The sequence below is a fragment of the Parasynechococcus sp. genome, from assembly GCF_042954245.1.
Classification (GTDB): Bacteria; Cyanobacteriota; Cyanobacteriia; order PCC-6307; family Cyanobiaceae; genus Parasynechococcus.
Genome location: NZ_JBGKDP010000250.1, coordinates 1 through 1,766, shown reverse-complemented (window position 1 = coordinate 1,766; position 1,766 = coordinate 1). Strand labels below are relative to the sequence as shown.

The 1,766-nt window shown below is 60.1% G+C and carries 2 protein-coding genes and 1 pseudogene; all 3 read left to right on the top strand.

The window, feature by feature from the left end:
- Positions 1-2: 2 nt before the first annotated feature.
- Entirely contained in the window at positions 3-227 is a 225-nt protein-coding gene (locus tag ACGVJ8_RS11535; RefSeq protein ID WP_392348240.1) for a hypothetical protein, read from the top strand.
- 23 nt (positions 228-250) lie between these two features.
- Positions 251-1,255, top strand: a complete 1,005-nt coding sequence (pstS, locus tag ACGVJ8_RS11530; RefSeq protein ID WP_392348238.1) for a phosphate ABC transporter substrate-binding protein PstS — start codon at positions 251-253, stop codon at positions 1,253-1,255.
- Between the two features lie 81 nt (positions 1,256-1,336).
- A pseudogene (locus tag ACGVJ8_RS11525) lies at positions 1,337-1,766 on the top strand (substrate-binding domain-containing protein); the annotation flags it as partial.

Genomic DNA, 1,766 nt, shown 5'->3' with positions numbered 1-1,766 from the left:
TGATTCGCTCCCGCCTGCGCCAGTGGCAGCAGGTGCGCACCTGGGCGCGGTTGATCCGTGAAGCTGAAGCGCTTTGGCATGTGGATGTGCGTGCCCTGCGACGCATGGGGGCTGATGAACTCAGCCAGTTGATTCAGGAAGTTCCCACCCCCCACCGCAAACGGGTGAACCGCTGGCTGCGCTGTTACTCGGTGGCAACACGGCTCACCGTTGTCTCCACCACCTGAGGCTGGATCCACGGCACGGCAGGATGAGCCAAATCATACAAACGGTTTTGGCACATCGTTCCCTGGTTGTTTCAAGCCTGAGCCTCCTCGCTGTTGGCCTTGCCGCCTGTGGCGGCAGCTCCAGCGTGTCTAGCCTCAATGCGGCGGGGGCTTCCTTCCCCGCAAAGGTGTACCAGAGCTGGTTCGCCGATCTCGCCGGCTCTGGTGGACTCAAGGTGAACTATCAGGCGGTGGGTTCCGGTTCCGGCCGCAAAGCCTTCATCGATGGCACCGTGGATTTCGCCGCTTCGGACGACCCGATCAAGGAGGCTGACCGCAAGCAGGTGAGCCATGGGGTGGTTCAGATCCCCATGGTGGGCGGAACGATCGCCTTCGGATACAACAAGCCGGGTTGCGAGCTTCAGCTCACCCAGCAGCAGGCTGTGGGGGTGGCCACCGGTCGCATCAGTGATTGGAAGGAGCTCGGTTGTGAAGCGGGCACGATCACCTGGGTACATCGCTCAGATGGATCCGGCACCACCAAGGCCTTCACCAACTCGATGCAGACCTTTTCACCGGATTGGACCCTCGGCACCGGCAAATCGGTGAAGTGGCCGGTGGGCGTGGGTGCCAAGGGCAATTCGGGCGTTGCCGGGGTGATCGACAACCGGGTTGGCGCGATCGGCTACGTAAATCAGTCGTACATCAAGGGGAATGTGAAGGCTGCTGCGGTGCAGAACAAATCCGGGGAATTCCTCAAGTCCTCCGTCGAGGCTGGTGCCAAAGCCCTGAACGGCATTGAGCTTGATCAGCATCTGGCGGGCAGCAATCCCAACCCGTCGGCTGCTGGTGCTTACCCCATCGCAACACTCACCTGGGTTTTGGCCTACGCCGAGGGCAATGGCGCCAAAGCTGAAGCTGTGCGGAACGTCTTCAACTACATGCTGGAGGACTCCACCCAGGAGGGTGCTGCGGCCCTGGGTTTTGTGCCTCTCCGGGGCAACATCCTTGAAAAATCCCGCAGTGCCGTGGCAGGTATTCAGCCTTGAACGCGAACCCTTGATTTGGTGAACGTCATGCCCCGATTAGGTCTTGGTTGCTACAGCCTCTTTCCTCTTTCGGTTGTCGTGATGCGCATTGCACAAAAGGCCCTTCTCGCCTCCTCCCTGCTTGTCCTTGGGGCAGGCATGTCAGCTTCGGCAGCTCCCAAGCTGAACGGCGCTGGCGCCTCGTTCCCGGCCAAGATCTATCAGCGTTGGTTCGCTGACTTGGCCAAGGCTGGTGGTCCTCAGGTCAACTATCAGGCCGTGGGTTCCGGTTCTGGCCGTAAAGCTAAAGCTTTCATCGACTAGACCGTCAACCTCGGTGCATCGGATGATCCGATGAAGAAGAAGGACATGGCCAAGGTCGGCCGCGGTGTGGTCCAGATCCCCATGGTGGGGGCACTATCGCCTTCGGCTACAACAAGCCCGGCTTGCAACCTGAAGCTCACCCAGAGCAGGCTGTGAAAGTTGCCATGGGCATGATCAAGAACTGGAAGGAGCTCGGCTGTAAGCCTGG

Bases quoted from the DNA above. Each gene is read 5' to 3' on its own strand.
- pstS (WP_392348238.1), top strand. From the start codon at position 251: ATGAGCCAAATCATACAAACGGTTTTGGCACATCGTTCCCTGGTTGTT.